This window comes from Enterobacter cloacae complex sp. R_G8 (assembly GCF_024599795.1).
Classification (GTDB): Bacteria; Pseudomonadota; Gammaproteobacteria; order Enterobacterales; family Enterobacteriaceae; genus Enterobacter; species Enterobacter dissolvens.
The window spans coordinates 4,847,600-4,867,248 of sequence record NZ_CP102246.1 but is presented as its reverse complement, the minus strand read 5'-3'; the positions used below and the strand labels follow the sequence as shown (position 1 = coordinate 4,867,248).

Annotated in this window: 19 protein-coding genes, 1 rRNA gene and 1 riboswitch; of the genes, 8 read left to right on the top strand and 12 right to left on the bottom strand. The window is 56.0% G+C overall.

What is annotated here, in order from left to right; genetic code table 11:
• Nucleotides 1-8: 8 nt before the first annotated feature.
• The 10 genes from NQ842_RS22960 to rsd form a co-directional block, all read right to left on the bottom strand.
• Nucleotides 9-326 (bottom strand): PTS lactose/cellobiose transporter subunit IIA, encoded by a 318-nt coding sequence (locus NQ842_RS22960; RefSeq protein ID WP_014830239.1) that lies wholly within the window; start codon nucleotides 324-326, stop codon nucleotides 9-11.
• A 3-nt stretch (nucleotides 327-329) separates the two neighbouring features.
• Entirely contained in the window at nucleotides 330-635 is a 306-nt protein-coding gene (locus tag NQ842_RS22955) for a PTS sugar transporter subunit IIB (RefSeq protein ID WP_014882067.1), read from the bottom strand.
• A gap of 146 nt (nucleotides 636-781) precedes the next feature.
• A complete protein-coding gene (locus NQ842_RS22950; RefSeq protein ID WP_257256370.1) occupies nucleotides 782-2,323 on the bottom strand; it encodes a sensor domain-containing diguanylate cyclase in 1,542 nt (513 codons plus the stop codon).
• A gap of 329 nt (nucleotides 2,324-2,652) precedes the next feature.
• A complete protein-coding gene (gene thiH / locus NQ842_RS22945; RefSeq protein ID WP_083022132.1) occupies nucleotides 2,653-3,786 on the bottom strand; it encodes a 2-iminoacetate synthase ThiH in 1,134 nt (377 codons plus the stop codon).
• Complete coding sequence (gene thiG / locus NQ842_RS22940) at nucleotides 3,783-4,553, bottom strand: thiazole synthase (protein ID WP_014830243.1); 771 nt, start codon at nucleotides 4,551-4,553, stop codon at nucleotides 3,783-3,785. Before thiG ends, thiH begins: the two co-directional genes overlap by 4 nt.
• Before the next feature lies 1 nt (nucleotide 4,554).
• Complete coding sequence (thiS, locus tag NQ842_RS22935; protein ID WP_014830244.1) at nucleotides 4,555-4,755, bottom strand: sulfur carrier protein ThiS; 201 nt, start codon at nucleotides 4,753-4,755, stop codon at nucleotides 4,555-4,557.
• Nucleotides 4,739-5,494: a thiazole biosynthesis adenylyltransferase ThiF gene (gene thiF, locus NQ842_RS22930; RefSeq protein ID WP_014830245.1), complete on the bottom strand. Its 756-nt coding sequence runs from the start codon at nucleotides 5,492-5,494 to the stop codon at nucleotides 4,739-4,741. The genes thiS and thiF overlap by 17 nt, the downstream gene beginning before the upstream one ends.
• Nucleotides 5,487-6,122, bottom strand: a complete 636-nt coding sequence (gene thiE / locus NQ842_RS22925; RefSeq protein WP_257256369.1) for a thiamine phosphate synthase — start codon at nucleotides 6,120-6,122, stop codon at nucleotides 5,487-5,489. Before thiE ends, thiF begins: the two co-directional genes overlap by 8 nt.
• Nucleotides 6,122-8,017, bottom strand: coding sequence for a phosphomethylpyrimidine synthase ThiC (thiC, locus tag NQ842_RS22920; protein WP_014830247.1), 1,896 nt, complete (start codon nucleotides 8,015-8,017; stop codon nucleotides 6,122-6,124). The genes thiE and thiC overlap by 1 nt, the downstream gene beginning before the upstream one ends.
• A 79-nt stretch (nucleotides 8,018-8,096) precedes the next feature.
• Nucleotides 8,097-8,206, bottom strand: a riboswitch (TPP riboswitch).
• A gap of 54 nt (nucleotides 8,207-8,260) precedes the next feature.
• On the bottom strand, nucleotides 8,261-8,758 hold the full coding sequence (rsd, locus tag NQ842_RS22915) for a sigma D regulator (RefSeq protein ID WP_257256368.1): 498 nt from the start codon (nucleotides 8,756-8,758) through the stop codon (nucleotides 8,261-8,263).
• A 95-nt stretch (nucleotides 8,759-8,853) separates the two neighbouring features.
• Between rsd and nudC the strand changes: the two genes are divergently transcribed.
• From nudC to NQ842_RS22880, 7 genes are all read left to right on the top strand, one after another.
• Nucleotides 8,854-9,627 (top strand): NAD(+) diphosphatase, encoded by a 774-nt coding sequence (nudC, locus tag NQ842_RS22910; RefSeq protein WP_014830249.1) that lies wholly within the window; start codon nucleotides 8,854-8,856, stop codon nucleotides 9,625-9,627.
• Nucleotides 9,628-9,667: 40 nt separating this feature from the next.
• On the top strand, nucleotides 9,668-10,732 hold the full coding sequence (hemE, locus tag NQ842_RS22905; protein ID WP_046889083.1) for a uroporphyrinogen decarboxylase: 1,065 nt from the start codon (nucleotides 9,668-9,670) through the stop codon (nucleotides 10,730-10,732).
• A 9-nt stretch (nucleotides 10,733-10,741) separates the two neighbouring features.
• Nucleotides 10,742-11,413 carry a deoxyribonuclease V gene (gene nfi, locus NQ842_RS22900; protein WP_014830251.1) on the top strand — a complete coding sequence of 224 codons (672 nt, stop codon included), beginning with the start codon at nucleotides 10,742-10,744 and terminating at the stop codon, nucleotides 11,411-11,413.
• 41 nt (nucleotides 11,414-11,454) lie between these two features.
• Nucleotides 11,455-12,045, top strand: a complete 591-nt coding sequence (locus NQ842_RS22895; protein ID WP_013095017.1) for a YjaG family protein — start codon at nucleotides 11,455-11,457, stop codon at nucleotides 12,043-12,045.
• 186 nt (nucleotides 12,046-12,231) lie between these two features.
• On the top strand, nucleotides 12,232-12,504 hold the full coding sequence (gene hupA / locus NQ842_RS22890) for a nucleoid-associated protein HU-alpha (RefSeq protein WP_002445246.1): 273 nt from the start codon (nucleotides 12,232-12,234) through the stop codon (nucleotides 12,502-12,504).
• Between the two features lie 11 nt (nucleotides 12,505-12,515).
• Nucleotides 12,516-13,208, top strand: a complete 693-nt coding sequence (locus NQ842_RS22885) for a DUF1481 domain-containing protein (protein ID WP_047360218.1) — start codon at nucleotides 12,516-12,518, stop codon at nucleotides 13,206-13,208.
• 101 nt (nucleotides 13,209-13,309) lie between these two features.
• Nucleotides 13,310-14,464 carry an IS481 family transposase gene (locus NQ842_RS22880; RefSeq protein WP_373371034.1) on the top strand — a complete coding sequence of 385 codons (1,155 nt, stop codon included), beginning with the start codon at nucleotides 13,310-13,312 and terminating at the stop codon, nucleotides 14,462-14,464.
• Between the two features lie 80 nt (nucleotides 14,465-14,544).
• Here NQ842_RS22880 and purD read toward each other — a convergent pair whose 3' ends face one another.
• Both purD and purH read right to left on the bottom strand, forming a co-directional pair.
• The gene (gene purD, locus NQ842_RS22875) at nucleotides 14,545-15,837 is read right to left on the bottom strand and encodes a phosphoribosylamine--glycine ligase (protein WP_257256367.1); all 1,293 of its coding nucleotides are present in this window, start codon (nucleotides 15,835-15,837) and stop codon (nucleotides 14,545-14,547) included.
• 15 nt (nucleotides 15,838-15,852) lie between these two features.
• Nucleotides 15,853-17,442 carry a bifunctional phosphoribosylaminoimidazolecarboxamide formyltransferase/IMP cyclohydrolase gene (gene purH / locus NQ842_RS22870; RefSeq protein WP_046889086.1) on the bottom strand — a complete coding sequence of 530 codons (1,590 nt, stop codon included), beginning with the start codon at nucleotides 17,440-17,442 and terminating at the stop codon, nucleotides 15,853-15,855.
• 563 nt (nucleotides 17,443-18,005) lie between these two features.
• Here purH and NQ842_RS22865 point away from each other — a divergent pair.
• Nucleotides 18,006-19,545 (top strand): 16S ribosomal RNA (locus tag NQ842_RS22865).
• Nucleotides 19,546-19,649: the final 104 nt, after the last annotated feature.

Sequence of the window (19,649 nt, the reverse complement as noted above, 5' to 3'; positions counted from 1 at the left end):
TGTAGCTTTTAATTTAGCAACGGGATGCGTCGATAAAGCTCAATCATATCGCCCGCAAGATCCTGGATGACCATCGCGTTCATCAGGTGATCCTGAGAGTGGACGGTAATCAGGTTAACCGGAAGCTTCCCGGAACCTTCATCAAGACCAATAAGCTGTGTCTGGATTGTGTGCGCATGTTTCACATATTCGCGCGATTCTTCCATCGCTTTTTCGGCTTCGTCAAAATCACCCTTGCGAGCCATCTGCAACGCCGTCAGGGCAGCACTGCGCGCCGCACCCGCGTTGACCAGCAGTTCCATGATCGTTGTTTCTAAATCTTCCACGGGTCACTCCAGCAGTTTGAGCGCTTTTTCCAGTACGGCATCACCTTTCATCATGCCGTAATCCATCATGTCGATCACCGCGACCTTTTTTCCCAGCGGGTCGGCCTGGGCCTGAAGTTTCGCCTGCTCGTATTTAACCTGTGGCCCCAGTAATACGATGTCGGCCGTCGCGATGTTATCTTTAAACTCCGCGACCGGAACGGCTTTAATGGTTACTTCAACCCCTTTTTTCTGCGCGGCGTCTTTCATACGTTGAACCAGCATGCTGGTTGACATTCCCGCTGCACAGCATAAAACGATGTTCTTCATAGTCAGCCTCGATCTACATGTGTTTATTGATAATTATCCCGTGCAGACCGCTTCAACAACCGCTTTACCGCGATTGTGTGTCTGGCATCACAAAGAAATCGGCATTTTTCTGAAACCGGTTACAATTTTGCGTCGAGCAGAGAAAATCAGCCGACGGACGTTCGAATAATGCGGTTTTTTCCCTGCTGTTTCGCGCTGTATAGTGCGTTATCTACACTCCCTACAAGCTGCTCCAGCGGTTCGAAATGCCATTCTCCCAGACCGGCGCTGAACGTAACCCGCAGGTTTTCTTCCCGCCAGACGCGTCTTTCAACGGCGGTACGCCACGCGTCCAGTAACGAGAATGCGGCAGCGATCTGCTCGGCCTGGAAAATCACCGCGAACTCTTCTCCACCGTAGCGGTAAACCGAGACGTTATGGGGCTGCATTATCTGGATCCCTTCACGCGCCACGTTACGCAGGACGATATCACCGCTCAGGTGACCCCAGGTGTCGTTAATCGATTTGAAGTTGTCGATATCAATCAGCGCCAGGGCGAAAGGCTGGTGGGCACTCAGTAACTCATTCACATCGCTATCAAACGCCCGGCGGTTTTTGCAGCCGGTGAGTGCATCGTGAGTTGCCTGGCGCACATAGGCCATCTCACGCTCTTTATTGGACTGGATGGTATGGCTAAGCATCGCTTCCAGACGCGGTGCCTGGCTGACGTCGCCGGTTTTGATGGCGTTGATAATCGTCATCAGCACGGTACGTGACGCATGACGCAGGTACAGACCGAAGAGGATGATAATGATGGCCGCCAGCGCAAAGCCCCAGCCGACGATGGTCGTTTCATGGCGGGTGATATCGGTGAGGGTCGCGCCCGATACCCGGTAGATGACAAACCAGTCCGGGTTAGTGAAGGAGTAGTAGTAATACCAGGCTTTGGTTTTCTTATCATACAGATGGCCTTCGCCGCTGGTCATTTTGTCCATCAGCGCTTCGCTCACATAGTGTTTGAAGAGCGCACCCGTATCAGGGTGAAGCACCACAGCACCGTCACGTTCGACGACAAAAAACTCCCCCTGCACAGGCGCCACCATTTGACGAAGGGTAAACCCCATGGAGGTCAAATCAAGATGAAAAGCGATTGTGCCCTTCAGCCTGCCTTCTGGCGAAATCAAGGGCTTGTACAGCGTCACAGTCGGGTGACCGGTGAAATAGTCCATGTAGGGACGGGTATAGTGACTGAAGATGCTGGCTTCCGCCTGGGCGATAAACCACGGACGCGTCCGGGGATCGAACGTTTTGCTCTTTTCCGTGGGGAGCACCTCCGGCGCGCGCAGATAACGCCCCTCGGTGTCTGTCAGAGAGATGGAAGAAACGGTCGGCATCAGGTTCTGCAAATGCATCAACATCTGTAGTCCCTGCGTCGGATTGACGATCAGGGTCTCGTTCAGCGTGTCGTTACGCGAAAAGTATATTGCCGAGCGCCCAAGGATATAGTCGTTTTCACGCAGGATAGATTCGGTGTAGTTCACTGCAAGGTTGTGGGTAAAGTTACCATTAATTTTATGATAATCCTCAAGAAAATCCTTTTGTTGTGAAAGGGTAACCACGACCGCGATCAGCGCAAAACTGCACAGGATCCCTGCAAAGCTAACCATAATGGGGCGGGTAAAAGAGAGTTTTCTGTTGTGAAGTGCCATGAGTTTTACATCAATCCTGATGGTGAGTTTTTTCGTTTGCCGACATCCTCTCAGCATAGTCGCTGCCCTGCGGTTAGTTGTGAATTATACGGAACACGATTTCAGGCGAGATGATTTATCTTAAGAATCACTAAGAAAATACTCATTAAACTGGCCGGGGGCGTTTGTGCAAAGAATCAGAGGCAGGGCGAAACGAGGAAGAAGCTTTTCGCCCTGGACAGCTTCCGTTGCTGACGGTATGACAATAAAAAACCGGACGACAGCTGACAATCATCCGGTTGTGACTCTCCAGAGCGCCTCGACAATTTTTTACCGGCTTGCAGTTCGTTTCAACGTATTTGCGAGGCTCTTCCCAGCCAGCTGTCCCAGTCTTTCCATACCGGTTGTAATCCCTGAGCGGTCAGGGCGGCAGCGACCGCGTCCGGACGTCGTCCATCATGTGGCGCGAATTGTTCCAGCTCCGGATGGTCATCGGCATAGCCCCCTGGCTGCGTTTTTGAGAACGCACTGACGTTGTTAATCGCAAGCGGGATCACGCGATCGCGAAACGCAGGAGATTCACGCGTCGAGAGGGATAATTCAACCTCCGGGGCGAGCAGGCGAAACGCGCAGATGGCCTGGACCAGCTGACGTTCGTCCATCACCGAAGCGGGTTCAACACCCCCAGTACACGGGCGTAATCGGGGGAAGGAGATGGAGTAACGGCTCTGCCAGTAGTGCTGCTGCAGCCATAGCAGGTGTTCCGCCACCATATAGCAATCCACTCGCCAGCTATCGGATAGCCCAATCAGCGCCCCCAGACCGATTTTGTCGATCCCCGCACGGCCCAGCCTGTCCGGGGTCTCCAGCCGGAAGAAGAAATCCTGTTTCTTTCCCTTCAGGTGATGCCGGGCATACGTCGCCTCGTGGTAGGTTTCCTGATAAACCATCACCCCGTCCAGCCCGAGGGCTTTAAGCTCCGCGTATTCGTCCTGCGACAGGGGCTGAACCTCCATCTGTAGCGACGCGAACTGCCGACGAATAGCCGGAAGGTGCTGTCGAAAATAGTCCATCCCGACTTTGCCCTGGTGTTCACCCGTGACCAGCAGGAGATGCTCAAAGCCCATCTCACGGATGGCGGCACACTCACGGGCGATTTCGCCCTCATCGAGCGTTTTCCGCTTAATGCGGTTGCTCATGGAGAAACCGCAGTAGGTGCAGTCATTGGCGCACAGGTTGGAGAGATAGAGCGGTACGTAAAAGCTCACCGTGTTGCCAAAACGCTGGCGGGTGAGCCTCTGAGCGCGCTGGGCCATCGGCTCAAGAAAGGTGCTCGCCGCCGGAGAGAGCAGGGCCATCATATCGTCGCGGGACAGATGACGGGCTTGTAAGGCGCGCTCCACATCAGCCTGCGTTTTACTGTTGATGCGCAGGGCAATATCGTCCCAGTCAAGTTGCCGCCAGCGATCGGTAAAGGTGATCATGAGAGCGCCTCCAGAAAACCGGTCAGCGGGCTGGTGGCCTGTGCCTGAAAACTGCGCGTTCCCGGGCCGGACTCTCGTGCCAGCAAGCCGGCCTCCACCGCCATGCGGAACGCGCGCGCCATCATGATCGGGTCGTCGGCTACCGCAATGGCCGTATTCACCAGCACCGCATCGGCTCCCATCTCCAGCGCCTGTGCGGCATGGCTTGGCACGCCAATACCTGCATCCACCACCACCGGCACGGTGGCCTGTTCAATGATGATCTCCAGCATGGCGCGGGTCTCCAGGCCCTGATTAGAACCAATTGGGGCGCCCAGTGGCATGACGGCAGCGCAGCCGACCTCTTCCAGCCGTTTACACAGCACGGGATCGGCTCCGCAGTAGGGCAGAACGGTAAAGCCTTGCTGCACCAGTTTTTCCGCCGCTTTCAGCGTTTCGATGGGGTCGGGTAACAGCCAGCGCGCATCCGGGTGAATTTCCAGTTTCAGCCAGTGGGTACCCAACGCTTCACGGGCCAGCTGAGCCGCAAAAATCGCCTCTTCAGCCGTTTTCGCACCCGAAGTATTGGGCAGCAGGGTAACGCCAGCATCCAGCAACGGTGCCAGAATGGCGTCGCTGTGATGGCGCAGATCGACGCGCTTGAGCGCCAGCGTTACCAGCTGGCTGCCGCTTTCACGGATGGCATCCACCATCAGCTGCGGCGAGGCGAATTTTCCGGTTCCGGTAAACAGATGTGAATCAAAGATTTTATCAGCAATACGTAACATCTCAGCCCCCTGCGATTACCTGAAACAGCAGGATCTGGTCGCCTTCACTTACCTGCTGATGTTCCCACTGCTCACGCGGCAGGATCTGTTGATTAAGCGCCAGCGCCGTTCCCGGCCTGAGCTGGCGCAGCTTCCTGAGCAGCGCGGCAACGGTGAGGCCGTCATCGCATTTCATCGGCTCATCGTTAAACAGAATGCGCATTCTGACCTCCGCACACCGGGCAGTGGCTGGCGCGATGCAGCGCCAGATGACGCCAGCCGCTGGAGCGGGCATCAAACAGCCGCAGTGTATTACGCTCTGTTTCCATACCGCTGAGCAATTTGATGGCCTCCAGCGCCTGCAGAGTGCCCATCACGCCCACCACCGGACCAAGAATGCCTGCGGTGCGGCAGTTGCGCTCCGGCTCGGCATCATCCGGCCACAGGCAGCGATAACAGCCCTGCGCCCAGGGCGGGGTCAGTACCATCATCTGGCCGCCGAATCCTACCGCGCTGGCGGTGATAAGCGGCGTATTCTGTGCCACGCAGGCGGCGTTAATGGCCTGACGGGTCGCCATATTATCGGTGCAGTCCAGTACCACATCCGCAAGGGCAACTTCGCGCTGCAGGCTTTCGCCGCTGAGCCGCTCCTGGAGTGCAATAAGCGTAATATCCGGATTCAACGCATTCAGGCGTTTACGGGTAATGTGTGCTTTGGGCTGGTTGACGTCCTCAGTGGTGAAAAGGATCTGTCGCTGCAGGTTGCTGAGATGTACCTCGTCGTCGTCGGCCAGCACCAGCGTGCCCACGCCCGCCCCCGCCAGATAGAGCGCGGCAGGTGCACCCAATCCGCCCAGGCCAATAATCAGAACCCGGCTGGCGAGCAGCTTTTGCTGCCCGTCAATGGCGATATCCTCCAGCAGGATCTGGCGGCTATAGCGCATAAAATCACGATCATTCATCGCCTGCTCCTGCCAGCTGTAAGAGCTGTGCGGTGGCGGCCTGCCAGTCTGCCGCCTGGGTAATGGCGCTGACGACAGCGATACTGCCGACACCGGTATCCAGCACGGCAGGAGCGCGTTCCAGGCTGATCCCACCGATCGCAACGGTAGGGTAATCGGCAAGGCGTTTAACGTGCGCCGCCAGCTGCGTCAGCCCCTGTGGGGCAGAGGGCATCTGTTTGGTCTGCGTCGGAAAAACATGGCCAAGTGCGATGTACGAAGGGCGAGCCGCCAGCGCCACGTCGATCTCCATGTCGTCGTGTGTTGATACCCCCAGTCTTAATCCAGCGTCCCGGATTGCGCTCAGGTCCGTTGTTTCCAGGTCCTCCTGACCCAGATGCACGCCGTAAGCCTGGTGCTTAACGGCCAGCCGCCAGTAGTCGTTGATAAACAGGCGCCCGTCGTAACGACGTCCCAGCGCGATGGCGGCGACCACATCGGCCTCCACCTCGTCATCACGTTTATCCTTGATGCGCAGTTGGATTGTGCGAACGCCGCACGCCAGCAGGCGCTCGATCCACGCCACGCTGTCCACCACCGGATAGAGTCCTAAACGAAAGGGAACGGAGGGGAAATCAGGCTGATACATTACGCCTCCTCTTGTTTGAGGTAGATTTCGCCGCCCTTCGCGCGGAAGGTTTCTGACATGTCCGCCATACCCACTTCGATGGTTTGCGCGGCGGCGTAGTCACGGACTTCCTGGCTGATTTTCATCGAACAGAATTTTGGCCCACACATGGAGCAGAAGTGAGCCACTTTGCCCGACTCCTGCGGCAGGGTTTCATCGTGATACGCACGGGCGGTGAAAGGATCGAGCGCCAGGTTGAACTGGTCTTCCCAGCGGAATTCAAAGCGCGCCTTCGACATGGCGTTGTCGCGAATTTGCGCGCCAGGGTGGCCTTTGGCCAGGTCCGCGGCGTGGGCGGCGATTTTGTAGGTAATCAGCCCCTGCTTCACATCCTCTTTGTTAGGCAGACCGAGGTGCTCTTTCGGCGTCACATAGCAAAGCATGGCGCAGCCGAACCAGCCGATCATCGCCGCACCAATCCCGGAGGTGAAGTGGTCATAGCCCGGTGCGATATCCGTGGTCAACGGCCCCAGGGTATAAAACGGTGCTTCGTGGCAGTGCTCCAGCTCTTCGGTCATGTTGCGGCGGATCATCTGCATCGGGACATGTCCCGGGCCTTCAATCATCACCTGTACGTCATACTCCCAGGCGATTTTGGTCAGCTCGCCCAGAGTATGCAGCTCGGCAAACTGCGCTTCGTCGTTGGCATCACGAATGGAGCCCGGACGCAGGCCGTCGCCCAGCGACAGGGAGACATCGTACGCGGCACAGATTTCACAGATCTCGCGGAAGTGTTCGTAGAGGAAGTTTTCCTTATGGTGCGACAGGCACCATTTGGCCATGATAGAGCCGCCGCGCGAGACAATACCGGTCAGACGCTTCGCCGTCATCGGCACGTAGCGCAGCAGTACGCCCGCGTGGATGGTGAAGTAGTCTACGCCCTGTTCAGCCTGCTCCAGTAGCGTGTCGCGGAAGGCTTCCCAGGTGAGGTCTTCGGCAATACCGTTCACTTTCTCCAGTGCCTGATAAACGGGCACCGTTCCGATAGGCACCGGGCTATTGCGCAGGATCCACTCGCGGGTTTCGTGGATGTAACGCCCGGTGGAGAGATCCATCACCGTGTCCGCGCCCCAGCGCGTCGACCAGACCAGCTTTTCGACCTCTTCTTCGATGGAGGAGGTCACGGCTGAGTTGCCGATGTTGGCGTTGACCTTCACCAGGAAGTTGCGGCCGATGATCATCGGTTCAGATTCCGGGTGATTGATGTTGGCGGGAATAATCGCACGGCCAGCGGCCACTTCATCACGCACGAACTCCGGCGTAATGTTTTCTGGCAGACGTGCCCCGAAGCCTTCCCCCGGGTGCTGGTGGCGCAACACTTCGCTGCGGATGCGCTCACGGCCCATATTTTCGCGAATGGCGATAAATTCCATCTCCGGCGTGACGATACCCTGGCGTGCGTAGTGCAGCTGGGTGACGCATTTGCCCGCTTTCGCCCGTTTCGGCGTCAGCAACCCGGTGAAGCGCAGTTCATCCAGACCGTCGTCCGCCAGGCGCGCTTTGGTGTAAGCCGAGCTGCGGTCAGACAGCTCTTCGCAGTCGTTACGCGCGTCAATCCACGGCTGGCGTAATTTCGCCAGACCCTGCTGAACGTTAATGGCAACCGCAGGATCGCCGTACGGACCAGAGGTGTCATACACCGGCACGGCTTCGTTATCTTCATACTGCGGGTGCGCTTTGCTGCCGCCGATAAGCGTCGGGCTAAGCTGGATTTCACGCATTGGCACACGGATATCCGCCTGTGAGCCGGTGATGTAAATGCGTTTTGAGTTCGGGAAAGCGGTACCTTCCAGGGTGTCGATGAAGTGTTGGGCTTGTGCGCGCTGTTCGCGGCGGGTCAGTTTTGTTGTAGACATAGCTCATTCCAAAAGTGAAGGACATGGCTTGTCAGACGACGGATGAAGCAAGAGGAGATCGCCCGGTGGGCGATACAACAGCAGTGTGACTCTTGTTCCCTTCGCAGGTATTAGCCTGATCAGGTTCCGCGGATCCCGAATTAACGGTCTCAGCCCGTGCTTTCACACTGGGCACTCCGACAAGAAAAATCCCCCTCCAGAGAGGGGCGAATGGTTGTAAATTACTCGTTAACGATTAAGAACTCAAGCAGGGCGCGCAATGTTATCTTCGCTGCTGATGTTCAGGTTGTTATCCAGGGCGAGACCGATCAGCTTATCTTCCAGCGTGAATCGCTCTTCCAGCGCTTCGCCAAGGTCGGAAAGCGCCTGCTGGAACTCAAGATAGTTATCGTGATCGATAGCGTTCTCAAGCGTGGAATCGTAGTAATCCATGATCTGCTGGGTGTTGGCTTCCAGCAGCGGATAGAGTTTGCTGGCGGTTAAATACGGCGTCGTCCCTTCCATTTCACGGATAATACGTTCATAAATATTGAAATGGCCATCGGACAGATAGTCGACCAGGCTCTGACAAAAATCATCCAGCGCTTTTTCATTCAACCGCATAAACGATTCTTTGCCAGGCTTAATACCGACCAGATTGTAATAAGCCACGAGTAGATGCTTGCGCACATGTAGCCAGCGATCCACCAGTTTGTTACTTCCTCTAACGCGCTCAGTCAGGCTTTCTAGCTGGTTTAACATGGTCGACTCCGCAAGGTTTAGAATGGGATCTGCTTATCCAAAATGTAACCACAATGCTAACAACATGTCAGTGAAGCGAAGGTAGTGCAATAGATATGGATCGTATTATTGAAAAATCAGATCTCGGTTGGTGGATCGTCAGTCACGAACAAAAATTATGGTTGCCTGCCGGGGAGATACCCTATGGTGCGGCAGATCGTTTCGATCTTGTAGGCCTGCCCGCGCTAAGGATCGGGGAATGGCAGGGGGAACCCGTGTGGTTGATCCAACAGCCACGCCGCAATGACATGGGATCGGTTCGTCAGGTGCTGGATCAGGATGTTGGCTTGTTCCAGCTGGCGGGCCGGGGCGTTCAACTGGCTGAGTTTTACCGTTCGCATAAGTACTGCGGCTACTGTGGTCACACCATGCACCCCAGTAAAACCGAATGGGCGATGCTCTGCAGCCACTGCCGTGAGCGCTACTACCCGCAAATTGCGCCGTGCATTATCGTCGCTATCCGTCGTGACGATTCCATCCTGCTGGCGCAGCATACCCGCCATCGCAACGGCATTCATACCGTGCTGGCCGGCTTCGTCGAAGTGGGCGAAACGCTGGAACAGGCGGTGGCGCGTGAAGTGATGGAAGAGAGCGGTATTAAGGTTAAGAACCTGCGCTATGTCACCTCGCAGCCGTGGCCGTTCCCGCAGTCGCTGATGACGGCCTTTATGGCCGACTATGACAGCGGGGAGATTGTTATCGACCAGAAAGAGTTACTGGAAGCGAACTGGTATCGCTACGACGATTTACCGCTGCTGCCACCACCAGGCACCGTCGCTCGTCGGCTGATAGAAGATACCGTAGCAATGTGTCGGGCTGATGCTGAGTGACATGTTACACTGAGGCCATGACGCTTAAGGAACTGCAAAAATGACCGAACTGAAAAACGATCGTTATCTGCGTGCGCTGCTGCGCCAGCCCGTTGATGTCACCCCGGTGTGGATGATGCGCCAGGCGGGACGTTATCTGCCAGAGTACAAAGCCACGCGTGCGCAGGCGGGCGATTTTATGTCGCTGTGCAAAAATGCCGAGCTGGCGTGTGAAGTCACGCTCCAGCCGCTGCGCCGCTTCCCGCTGGATGCCGCCATTCTCTTTTCGGACATTCTGACCATTCCGGATGCGATGGGCCTTGGGCTCTATTTCGAAACCGGCGAAGGCCCGCGCTTCACCTCCCCAATCAAAAGCAAAGCCGACGTGGATAAGCTGCCGATCCCCGATCCGGAAGGTGAACTGGGCTACGTGATGAACGCCGTGCGCACCATTCGTCGCGAACTGAAAGGCGAAGTCCCACTGATTGGCTTCTCCGGCAGCCCATGGACGCTGGCGACCTATATGGTTGAAGGCGGCAGCAGTAAAGCCTTTACCGTCATTAAAAAGATGATGTATGCCGAGCCGCTGGCCCTGCATGCGCTGCTCGACAAGCTGGCGAAAAGCGTCACCCTCTATCTGAACGCGCAGATCAAAGCGGGTGCGCAGTCGGTGATGATTTTCGATACCTGGGGCGGCGTGCTGACCGGGCGTGACTATCAGCAATTCTCTCTCTACTACATGCACAAAATCGTTGATGGCCTGCTGCGTGAACATGAAGGCCGCCGTGTGCCGGTCACGCTGTTCACCAAAGGCGGTGGTCAATGGCTGGAGGCGATGGCCGCCACTGGCTGTGACGCGCTGGGGCTCGACTGGACCACCGATATCGCCGACGCGCGCCGCCGCGTGGGTGACAAAGTCGCGCTGCAGGGCAATATGGATCCGTCCATGCTCTACGCGCAGCCTGCCCGTATTGAAGAAGAGGTGGCTTCCATTCTGGCTGGCTTTGGCCAGGGGGAAGGGCACGTGTTTAACCTCGGGCACGGTATCCATCAGGACGTTCCGCCAGAGCACGCTGGCGCGTTTGTGGAGGCGGTGCACCGACTTTCTGCGCAATATCACAAATAAGGAGTGGTTATGGATCTCGCGTCATTACGCGCTCAACAGATAGAACTGGCTTCATCCGTGATCCGCGAGGATCGTCTGGATAAGGATCCCCCGCAGTATATAGGCGGTGCGGATGTCGGATTTGAGCAGGGCGGTGAAGTGACGCGAGCGGCAATGGTGCTGCTGAAGTACCCCTCACTTGAGCTGGTGGAGTACAAAGTGGCGCGTATCGCCACCACCATGCCGTACATACCGGGTTTTCTCTCCTTTCGTGAATACCCCGCGCTGCTGGCAGCGTGGGAGCAACTCTCGCAAAAACCCGATCTGCTGTTTGTTGATGGACACGGTATCTCTCATCCACGTCGCTTAGGCGTTGCCAGCCACTTTGGCCTGCTGGTGGATGTGCCCACCATCGGCGTCGCCAAGAAACGCCTGTGCGGTGCGTTTGAGCCGCTCTCCGCTGAGCCGGGCGCGCTGGCGCCGCTTATCGATAAGGGTGAGCAGCTGGCGTGGGTCTGGCGCAGTAAAGCGCGCTGTAATCCGTTGTTTATCGCGACCGGGCATCGCGTAAGTATGGACAGCGCCCTGACATGGGTACAACGGTGTACGAAGGGTTACCGTTTACCTGAGCCCACCCGCTGGGCGGACGCCGTGGCCTCTGCCCGTCCGGCTTTTGTTCGTTGGCAGGAAATTCAGCGCTGATTCAGGTAAACTGCGGCTAATTTTCGATTCGAGACATCATCATGCTACAAAACCCGATTCACCTGCGCCTTGAGAAGCTGGAAAGCTGGCAGCACGTCACCTTTATGGCTTGCCTGTGCGAGCGCATGTATCCGAACTACGCCGCGTTCTGCAAGCAGACGGAGTTTGGTGATGGCCATATTTATCGCCGGATCCTGGACCTCATCTGGGAAACGCTGACGGTCAAAGACGCGAAGGTGAACTTCGACTCTCAGCTGGAAAAGCTCGAAGAGGCTATTCCGGTAGCGGATGATTTTGATCTCTACGGTGTCTATCCGGCGATCGATGCCTGCGTGGCGTTAAGCGAACTGATCCACTCTCGTCTGAGCGGTGAAACGCTGGAGCATGCCATCGAAGTCAGTAAGGCATCCATTACGACCGTGGCGATGCTGGAAATGACCCAGGCAGGCCGCGAAATGACCGACGAAGAGCTGCGCGCTAACCCCGCGGTCGAACAAGAATGGGATATCCAGTGGGAAATTTTCCGCCTGCTGGCAGAGTGTGAAGAACGCGATATCGAGCTGATAAAAGGGCTGCGTGCGGACTTGCGTGAGGCGGGTGAGAGCAATATTGGTATAATTTTTAACCAATGAGACAACAAAACGTGATTTAACGCCTGTTTTGTCACACCTCAACTCTTCCCTTCTGCCCCCCGTCTGGTCTACATTTGGGGGGCGAAAAAAAGTGGCTATCGGTGCGTGTATGCAGGAGAGTGCTATTTTGGCCTTTTCGTCGCACTCGATGCTTAGCAAGCGATAAACACATTGAAAGGATAACTTATGAACAAGACTCAACTGATTGATGTAATTGCGGACAAGGCTGATCTGTCTAAAGTGCAGGCTAAAGCTGCTCTGGAATCTACCCTGGCTGCTATTACTGAGTCTCTGAAAGAAGGCGATGCTGTACAACTGGTTGGTTTCGGTACCTTCAAAGTGAACCACCGCGCTGAGCGTACTGGCCGCAACCCGCAGACCGGTAAAGAAATCAAAATCGCCGCAGCTAACGTGCCGGCATTTGTTTCTGGTAAAGCACTGAAAGACGCTGTTAAGTAAGACGCGTGGCAGTGAACAGTTTTAGCGAAGGGGCGGTAACGCCCCTTTTGTCTGTCTGGCGTGGTCTGTTTGCGCTGGCGGGCGTGCTGCTGCTGTCAGCCTGTAGCCACGACACCTCTCTGCCACCGTTTACCGCCAGCGGCTACGCTGACAACCAGGGGGCGGTCAGGATCTGGCGTAAAGATTCCGGCGGTGAAGTGCATCTGCTTTCCGCTTTTAGCCCGTGGCATAACGGCAATACATCGACCGCAGAGTATCGCTGGCAGGGAGACGACCTGTCATTCATCGAACTCAATATCTACGGCAAAACCCCCGAACATGTTAAAGTGCGGTTTGATGACCACGGCGAGCTGAGCTTTATGCAGCGTGAAGTCCACGGTCAAAAACAGCAGCTCTCCAGCGATCAGGTTGCCCTCTATCGTTATCGTGCCGGACAAATCCGCCAGACCAGCGACGCGTTGCGTCTGGGACGCGTGGTGCTGCGCCAGGGGCGCTGGCATACCGATGGTACGGTCACCACCTGCGAAGGACAGACAGTTAAACCTGAGCTTGAATCCTGGGCAACCGAACATATTCAGCGCCGTCAGCGTCATTCATCAATGGAAGTGAGTGTGGCATGGCTTGAAGCGCCGGAAGGCTCTCAGCTGTTGCTGGTCGCGAACGAAGATTTCTGCACCTGGCAGCCGACAGAAAAGAGTTTTTGACGTAAATCCCCTCTCCCTTGAGGGTGTACGGTCCGGGGACATAGTGAACACTTGTTCGGGGACATGGTAGACACTTACAACTAAGGCATAAGAACCCGTTTATGGAGTCGCTTATGCCCTGGGATGCGAGAGATACCATGTCATTACGTACCGAGTTTGTTTTGTTCGCCTCGCAGGACGGGGCGAACATCCGTTCCCTCTGCCGTCGCTTCGGCATTTCACCTGCCACCGGCTACAAGTGGCTTCGTCGCTGGATGGAGGAAGGTTCCTCCGGCCTTCAGGACCGCCCGCGCATACCGCACCATTCCCCGAACCGCTCATCTGACGACATCACTGCCCTGCTGCGTATGGCCCATGACCGCCATGAACGCTGGGGCGCACGCAAGATAAAGCGCTGGCTGGAAGACCAGGGGCACCGTATGCCCGCCTTCAGCACCGTTCATAACCTGATGGCCCGTCACGGCCTGCTGCCGGGCACTTCACCGGGCATTCCCGCCACGGGACGGTTCGAACATGACGCGCCGAACCGGCTCTGGCAGATGGATTTTAAGGGCCACTTTCCCTTTGGCGGTGGCCGCTGCCATCCGCTCACCCTGCTGGATGACCACTCCCGTTTTTCCCTGTGCCTGGCGCACTGTAGCGATGAACGGCGTGAGACCGTGCAGCAACAACTGGTCAGCGTGTTTGAACGCTACGGCCTGCCGGACAGGATGACGATGGACAACGGCGCCCCGTGGGGAGACACCACCGGCACCTGGACGGCGCTCGAGCTGTGGCTGATGCGCCATGGTATCCGGGTGGGACACTCCCGGCCGTATCATCCGCAGACGCAGGGCAAGCTGGAGCGTTTTCACCGCAGCCTGAAGACGGAGGTGCTGCAGGGTAAATGGTTCGCGAGTGAGGGCGAACTGCAGCGCGCCTTCGACCACTGGCGGACGGTCTATAACCTTGAACGCCCGCATGAGGCGCTGGATATGGCGGTACCGGGCTCGCGGTATCAGCCGTCATCGCGACGGTACAGCGGCAACACAACGCCCCCGGAATACGACGAGGGCGTGATGGTCAGGAAAGTGGATATCAGCGGAAAGCTGAGCGTGAAAGGGGTAAGTCTGAGCGCAGGCAAGGCGTTCAGGGGAGAACGGGTCGGGCTGAAGGAGATGCAGGAAGACGGCCGCTACGAGGTGTGGTGGTACAGCACAAAAGTGGGGGTGATCGACCTGAAGAAAAAGTCGATCACCATGGGTAAAGGATGTTAAAAAGTGTTCACCATGTCCCCGAACACCTGTCTACCATGTCCCCGGACCGTACAGAGGGAGAGGGTTAGGGTGAGGGGGTATTATTCCCCTTGCTCGCGTGCAATCGCACGATAGCCGATATCCTGACGGCTAAAGCTACCGTTCCAGTGAATATCCGCCATCAGCGCATAGGCACGCTTCTGGGCATCGGCAACAGTATGGCCCAGCGCGGTGGCGCACAGCACGCGGCCACCATTAGTCAGTACGCGATCGTCCTCAGACAGTTTCGTACCGGCGTGGAACACCTTCGCACCTTCAACTTCTTCCAGCGGCAGGCCGTGGATCTCATCCCCGGTGTTGTAGTGGCCAGGATAACCGCCCGCAGCAATCACCACGCCCAGAGACGCGCGTTCGTCCCACTCGGAGGTTTTCTCATCCAGCTTGCCGTCGCATGCGGCCAGGCAAAGATCCACCAGATCGGATTTCATGCGCAGCATGATTGGCTGTGTTTCCGGATCGCCGAAGCGGCAGTTAAATTCGATTACCTTCGGATTGCCCTGCTTGTCGATCATCAGGCCCGCATAGAGGAAACCGGTGTAGGTGTTACCCTCGGCAGCCATTCCTTTTACGGTTGGCCAGATGATACGGTCCATGGTGCGCTGATGCACTTCATCAGTTACCACAGGTGCAGGGGAGTAAGCACCCATACCGCCGGTATTCGGCCCGGTATCCGCATTGCCTACGCGCTTATGGTCCTGGCTGGTGGCCATTGGCAGAACGTGTTCGCCATCGACCATCACGATAAAGCTCGCCTCTTCACCGTCGAGAAACTCTTCAATCACGATGCGGTGGCCCGCGTCGCCAAAGGTGTTGCCGGCCAGCATATCGTGAACCGCGGCTTCGGCTTCTTCGAGCGTCATCGCGACGATAACGCCTTTACCGGCAGCCAGACCGTCGGCTTTAATAACGATCGGCGCGCCTTTTTCACGGAGGTAAGCCAGGGCGGGCTCAATCTCGGTGAAGTTCTGGTATTCCGCCGTCGGGATGTGATGACGCGCGAGGAAATCTTTGGTGAAGGCTTTAGATCCTTCCAGCTGTGCGGCACCTTCCGTTGGGCCGAAGATTTTCAGACCCGCGGCACGGAACGCGTCAACAACGCCAATCACCAGCGGAGCTTCGGGGCCGACGATGGTGAGATCGATTTTCTCGTTCTGTGCAAAGCTCAGCAGCGCGGGAATATCCGTCACGCCGATGGCGACGTTCTGCAGAGCAGGTTCCAGTGCCGTACCCGCATTACCCGGCGCGACGAAGACGGTTTTCACCCGCGGCGACTGAGCTGCTTTCCACGCCAGCGCATGCTCGCGTCCGCCGTTACCAATCACTAATATTTTCATTTTCTGCTCCGTGGATTAATGGCGGAAGTGGCGCATGTCGGTGAAGATCATCGCGATGCCGTGTTCGTCGGCGGCGGCAATCACTTCGTCGTCGCGGATTGAGCCGCCAGGCTGGATCACGCAGGTGATGCCCACTGCTGCGGCAGCATCAATACCGTCGCGGAACGGGAAGAAGGCATCAGACGCCATGGCGGAGCCTTTCACTTCCAGACCTTCGTCACCGGCTTTAATCCCGGCAATTTTCGCGGAGTAAACGCGGCTCATCTGGCCTGCACCTATCCCGATGGTCATGTTCTCTTTGGCGTAGACAATGGCGTTGGATTTCACGAACTTCGCCACTTTCCAGCAGAACAGCGCGTCGCGCAGCTCCTGCTCTGTTGGCTGACGTTTGGTCACGACGCGCAGGTCTGCGGCTGTCACCATGCCTAAATCGCGATCCTGTACCAGCAGCCCACCATTTACACGTTTGAAATCAAGACCCGGCACGCGCTCTGCCCACTGGCCGCAAACCAGCACGCGCACGTTCTGTTTCGCAGCGGTGATTTTCAGGGCTTCTTCAGACGCAGATGGCGCGATGATCACTTCAACAAACTGACGAGAGATAATGGCCTGTGCGGTTTCGGCATCCAGTTCGCGGTTAAAGGCGATAATGCCGCCGAAAGCAGAAGTCGGGTCGGTTTTATAGGCGCGATCGTAAGCATCCAGAATGGATGTACTCACCGCTACGCCGCATGGGTTCGCATGCTTCACGATAACGCAGGCAGGCTCGCTGAACTCTTTCACACACTCCAGCGCAGCATCGGTATCGGCAATGTTGTTATAAGAGAGCGCTTTGCCCTGAACCTGCTGCGCGGTAGCGACAGAGGCTTCTTTTACCTCTTCTTCTATATAGAAGGCAGCCTGCTGGTGGCTGTTCTCGCCATAACGCATATCCTGCTTCTTGATGAAGTTCAGGTTCAGCGTGCGTGGGAAGCGGCCGGAAGGATCGTTGCTTTCACCGTGGTAAGCAGGCACCAGGCTACCGAAGTAGTTGGCGATCATGCTGTCGTACGCGGCGGTGTGTTCGAATGCTTTAATCGCGAGGTCGAAACGGGTGTCCAGAGTCAGTGACCCTTCGTTCGCATCCATCTCATTAATAATGGCGGAGTAGTCGCTGCTCTTCACCACAATGGCCACATCTTTATGGTTCTTGGCCGCGGAGCGCACCATCGTCGGTCCGCCGATATCAATATTCTCTACGGCGTCTTCCAGAGAGCAGCCTTCGCGCGCTACGGTTTGAGCGAACGGATAAAGGTTAACGACAACCATATCAATTGGCGCGATCTCATGTTGTTCCATAATCGCGTCGTCCTGACCGCGACGACCCAGAATACCGCCGTGGACTTTTGGGTGCAGGGTTTTGACGCGTCCATCCATCATTTCCGGGAAACCGGTGTAATCGGACACTTCGGTTACCGGCAGACCTTTATCTGCTAACAGGCGTGCGGTACCACCTGTGGACAGCAGCTCTACACCACGTGCAGAAAGTGCCTGAGCGAATTCGACGATACCGGCTTTATCAGAAACACTGAGCAGAGCGCGGCGGACTGGACGACGTTGTTGCATGGTAAATCCCCTGGATTTCACGATTACAGAGAGCGTTAGATGAATTTTCCAGCGAAAAACTCATCTAACACACCTGACGAGGCATCCTTGTTAAGCGCGAGCATTTTAACGAAAACGTTTGCGCAACGCTCGCGAATTTTCACTTTTTCGCATCGCTGTGGATAAGTCTGTGCGTAAAAGGGTATAAAGCGGGGTTTTGCTGGGGAATGCAGCAGTCAGTCATTTTTCTGTCATTTAGCGGTTGCGGCCTGCGGAGAACTCCCTATAATGCGCCTCCATCGACACGGCGGATGTGAATCACTTCACAAACAACCCGGTCGGTTGAAGAGAAAAAATCCTGAAAATCAGGGTTGACTCTGAAAGAGGAAAGCGTAATATACGCCACCTCGCGACAGAGCGCTGAAGCGCGTCGCAACTGCTCTTTAACAATTTATCAGACAATCTGTGTGGGCACTCAAAGTGACATGGATTCTTAATGTCTTCGGACACTAAATGAATACCAAGTCTCAACGAGTGAACACGTAATTCATTACGAAGTTTAATTCATTGAGCATCAAACTTTTAAATTGAAGAGTTTGATCATGGCTCAGATTGAACGCTGGCGGCAGGCCTAACACATGCAAGTCGAACGGTAGCACAGAGAGCTTGCTCTCGGGTGACGAGTGGCGGACGGGTGAGTAATGTCTGGGAAACTGCCTGATGGAGGGGGATAACTACTGGAAACGGTAGCTAATACCGCATAACGTCGCAAGACCAAAGAGGGGGACCTTCGGGCCTCTTGCCATCAGATGTGCCCAGATGGGATTAGCTAGTAGGTGGGGTAACGGCTCACCTAGGCGACGATCCCTAGCTGGTCTGAGAGGATGACCAGCCACACTGGAACTGAGACACGGTCCAGACTCCTACGGGAGGCAGCAGTGGGGAATATTGCACAATGGGCGCAAGCCTGATGCAGCCATGCCGCGTGTATGAAGAAGGCCTTCGGGTTGTAAAGTACTTTCAGCGGGGAGGAAGGTGTTGTGGTTAATAACCACAGCAATTGACGTTACCCGCAGAAGAAGCACCGGCTAACTCCGTGCCAGCAGCCGCGGTAATACGGAGGGTGCAAGCGTTAATCGGAATTACTGGGCGTAAAGCGCACGCAGGCGGTCTGTCAAGTCGGATGTGAAATCCCCGGGCTCAACCTGGGAACTGCATTCGAAACTGGCAGGCTAGAGTCTTGTAGAGGGGGGTAGAATTCCAGGTGTAGCGGTGAAATGCGTAGAGATCTGGAGGAATACCGGTGGCGAAGGCGGCCCCCTGGACAAAGACTGACGCTCAGGTGCGAAAGCGTGGGGAGCAAACAGGATTAGATACCCTGGTAGTCCACGCCGTAAACGATGTCGATTTGGAGGTTGTGCCCTTGAGGTGTGGCTTCCGGAGCTAACGCGTTAAATCGACCGCCTGGGGAGTACGGCCGCAAGGTTAAAACTCAAATGAATTGACGGGGGCCCGCACAAGCGGTGGAGCATGTGGTTTAATTCGATGCAACGCGAAGAACCTTACCTGGTCTTGACATCCACAGAACTTTCCAGAGATGGATTGGTGCCTTCGGGAACTGTGAGACAGGTGCTGCATGGCTGTCGTCAGCTCGTGTTGTGAAATGTTGGGTTAAGTCCCGCAACGAGCGCAACCCTTATCCTTTGTTGCCAGCGGTTAGGCCGGGAACTCAAAGGAGACTGCCAGTGATAAACTGGAGGAAGGTGGGGATGACGTCAAGTCATCATGGCCCTTACGACCAGGGCTACACACGTGCTACAATGGCGCATACAAAGAGAAGCGACCTCGCGAGAGCAAGCGGACCTCATAAAGTGCGTCGTAGTCCGGATTGGAGTCTGCAACTCGACTCCATGAAGTCGGAATCGCTAGTAATCGTAGATCAGAATGCTACGGTGAATACGTTCCCGGGCCTTGTACACACCGCCCGTCACACCATGGGAGTGGGTTGCAAAAGAAGTAGGTAGCTTAACCTTCGGGAGGGCGCTTACCACTTTGTGATTCATGACTGGGGTGAAGTCGTAACAAGGTAACCGTAGGGGAACCTGCGGTTGGATCACCTCCTTACCTTAAAGAACCTGCCTTTGCAGTGCTCACACAGATTGTTTGATAAATGAATAATTTCAAAATGTACTGTTAAGTGCATTGTGAAATTTTGCTCTTTAAAAATC